General features: G+C 78.1%; 3 protein-coding genes. 1 reads left to right on the top strand and 2 read right to left on the bottom strand.

All coding sequences use genetic code 11. From position 1 onward, the window contains the following. Positions 1-156: 156 nt before the first annotated feature. A complete protein-coding gene (locus tag E2C05_RS30370) occupies positions 157-927 on the top strand; it encodes a hypothetical protein (RefSeq protein WP_133223343.1) in 771 nt (256 codons plus the stop codon). A 172-nt stretch (positions 928-1,099) separates the two neighbouring features. Here the strand turns inward: E2C05_RS30370 and E2C05_RS30365 are convergent, their stop codons facing one another. Together E2C05_RS30365 and E2C05_RS30360 are read right to left on the bottom strand one after the other, a co-directional pair. Next, positions 1,100-1,879, bottom strand: coding sequence for a DUF4394 domain-containing protein (locus E2C05_RS30365; RefSeq protein ID WP_133223342.1), 780 nt, complete (start codon positions 1,877-1,879; stop codon positions 1,100-1,102). Between the two features lie 682 nt (positions 1,880-2,561). After that, positions 2,562-3,048: anti-sigma factor (locus E2C05_RS30360; protein ID WP_192912554.1), on the bottom strand; the 487-nt coding region annotated here is incomplete at its 5' end.

Genomic DNA, 3,048 nt, shown 5'->3' with positions numbered 1-3,048 from the left:
GCCGCCCCGTCGGTCGCGGGCCCCTGCGGCATCGGTGGCGCCCGGCCGGGCCGCGGCGCGATCCGCCCGGCCCCGCCGCTTCGACGCGGCAGGGCGGCGCGACGCCGGGCGTCGTGGCCGTCGCGCCGGCGCTAACGGGGCCTTATGGTTGCGCCCATGCTGCGGGTCCTCGCCCTGTGCGTGCTGGTGCTGCCGGCCGCCTGCTCCGCCCTGCCGCCGCCCGGCGCGCCGATGCGGGCGGAGGTCTATCGCCCCATGGCCGCGGCCCGGGTCGGTGCCAGTCTCCCGGCGCTGCGCAACGCGGTGCTGCAGGGGCTGACCCGCGACGACTTCGCCGCCGGGCGCTTCGGCCGCGTCGCCTGCGCCTGGCCGGTGCCGGGCGGCTGGCGGGCGGCGAGCTATCCGGTGCGGCTGCTGCCCGGGATCGCCGGCCCGGGGGAGACGCCGGTCGAGTTCCACCCGGGCGTCGAGGGCGGCGGCGCCGGCCCGCTGGGCGAGGTGGTGCGCCGCCTGCCGCCGCAGCCTGCCGCCGCATCCTTGGCGACGGAGGACGGGGCGCGGCTGCCCCGCTGCGAGGGCGGCGCCGGCGGGTTGCTGCGCGGCCGCCTGGGCGAGCCGAGCACCGGCTACTGGTTCGACAGCGTGGTGAATGCCGATACCTGGCTGGCCTGGATCCCGCCCGCGGCGCTGGAACAGGGCCGCGTGGTCACGCTGCGCTGCGCCGCCGGCGGGCGGGAGGCACGCTTCTTCCACGCCGAGGTGCCGCCCGGCCTGGCGCTGGCGCGCGGCGATGTGGTGGAGGCACGGGCGGGCGTGCCGATCTCCTCCGTGCCCGGGCCGATCGCCCTGGTGCAGCGCCGGCTGGAGCCGGCGCCCGAGGCGGACGCGCCGCCCCGCCCGCTGGTCCGCTGCCGGCCGGAGGCGTGATCCGGGCGGATGGCGGCGGCCTGCCGGACCGGCGCCTGCCGCCCGCCATGCCGGCCAGCGGTACGGCCGGGCCCCGCGCAGGATGGCCCCCACCCCTGCGCCCCGCCCCCTGCGCCGCGCCCTGCGCCACGCCCGACCGGCCGGGGGGCCGGCGGGCATCCGCGTGGCAGGCTCAGCGCATCGCGGCGATGTCGATCACCTCGGCCGCGGGCAGGCCGGCGACGCTGCCGGCCGCCATCGCCTTGCCGGTCGCCAGGTCCACCTGGTGCAGCGTACCGGCGGCCAGCAGCCAGGCCGCATTGCCGCCGGCGCCATCGCTCAGGATGTCGAAGGCGACGCCGGCGGGCAGGCTGGCGGCGATCTCGCCGCGCGGCTGCTGCACGCCGTCATTCGGCGGCGCCTGCAGGTTCAGCGTGCGCGTCAGCGAGTCCACGGTGAACAGCATCGTCTCCTTCGCGCCGGCCATGCTGTTGGTGTAGGCGCCGGCGACGACGCGCGGCGGCGTCTCCGCCCAGGCGCTGCCGGCCTGGTATTTCAGGCTGCCATCCTTCGTCGCCTGGCCGTTCTCCACGTTGATCCGCAGGCTGGTGCCGTTCATGCCCAGCACGCGCAACCGGTCGGCCACCGGGTTGAAGTCGACCGTCGCGCGGCCGCCGAGGTCCGGCCGCTCCGGCAGGCGGCTGACCTGGGTGGCGCGGCCGGTCATGGCATCGATGCTGACGATCTGCCCGGTTTCCGTCAGGCCATAGAGCCTGCCGTCGGAAGGCCGCACATCGATGCCGAGCAGCCGGCCATCGGTGCCGCTGACGCGGATGGGCGCGGCGGCGCGGCGGCCCTCGGCCTCGATGCGGACGAGGTGGTTGTCGGCGGTCAGGCCGAGCAGCGTGGTCGCCTGCGCGGCGCCGCCGGCCGCGAGCAGCGCGGCGCCGGCAAGGAGTGTGGTGCGAAGCATGGTCTCGCTCTCCGTGATGCAGCGGCGCCGTCGGAGCGTCCGCTGCCCGCGTTACGGGGCGGCGCGGCGGCTGGATGCAGCGGCGCGGCGAGGCCATGGAAAAAATCGCCGGGCCGGGCGCTGCCGCGGCCGGCCTGGGGTTGTGCGGGCCTTTCCGGGTTGGCCGGGACCTACGCGCGCCGATGCCGGCTGGGCCTGCGCGCTGCCGCCGTGTGAAAGCACGCTGCCGGACTCGCGCGGAACGGACGCCTGGGACCATCTGGCGGCACGCGCGCCCGTGACCGTCACGCGAAGCCTGTACCCACGACCATTCGGCGGAACGCATGCGCATGGCCGGCTGGCGGCACGCGCGCCCGCGACGATCGCGCGGCGCGCGCGGCTGCGGCCTTCATGTGCCACGCGTGTCTGCCGCCGTGCTGCGGGCATGCGCGCCCGTTGCCGTCGAGCCGGACGCCCGTCTGCGACCGTCGCGCGGAACACGCGCCCGCGACCGCCATGCCGACCCTGCGCGTGCGGCCATCGCACGGCCGCGAACCCGCGACCGCTGGCTGACACGCAGGCCGGCGGGAATCGCAGCCTTCGCATGACGTCGCCGGCCTTGCACGCCGCGCGCGCCTGCCGCCATCGCACCGGACGCACTCCGGCGCGCGGCGCAACAGGGCGCTGCCGCGCCGGGGCCGCGTCAGCTCGCGCCCGCCGCCGTGAGCCGGCCGATGAACAGCACCGGCCCGGTCGGGCGGCCGATGGGGGAGCCGCCCGGCGGTTCCAGGCTGATCTCGATCAGCATGCCCGGCACCGGCCGCACCGCCTGCGGCGTCACGGTCAGCCGGCCCTCCGCCGGGATCAGGCCGAGCGAGGTCGGCGCCGTCGCTCCCGGCGGCAGCGCCCACAACTGCAGCACCCGGTCCTGCTCCACCGGGCGCGGATTGAGCGAGGCGAGGCGGATGGCGCCGTCCGGCGCCGCCTCCACCAGCCAGGCCGGCTGGTCGCGGCTGGTCAGCAGCACGGTCATCAGCCGCGGCTCCGGCGCCGGCCGCAGCACCAGCACCACCGCCAGGCCCGCGGCGACGGCGCTGGCGCCGAAGGCCCAGAGCCGCAGCCAGCCCTGCCGCGCACCGGGCCGGCGGGCGGGCAGGGGCCGGACCGGGGCGGCGGCGCCGGGCAGCGCC

The organism is Paracraurococcus ruber (assembly GCF_004353985.1).
In the GTDB taxonomy this organism is placed as follows: Bacteria; Pseudomonadota; Alphaproteobacteria; order Acetobacterales; family Acetobacteraceae; genus Paracraurococcus; species Paracraurococcus ruber.
This window is presented reverse-complemented; position numbering and strand designations above follow the sequence as displayed.

Bases quoted from the DNA above. Each gene is read 5' to 3' on its own strand.
- E2C05_RS30370 (WP_133223343.1), top strand. From the start codon at position 157: ATGCTGCGGGTCCTCGCCCTGTGCGTGCTGGTGCTGCCGGCCGCCTGC.
- E2C05_RS30365 (WP_133223342.1), bottom strand. From the start codon at position 1,879: ATGCTTCGCACCACACTCCTTGCCGGCGCCGCGCTGCTCGCGGCCGGC.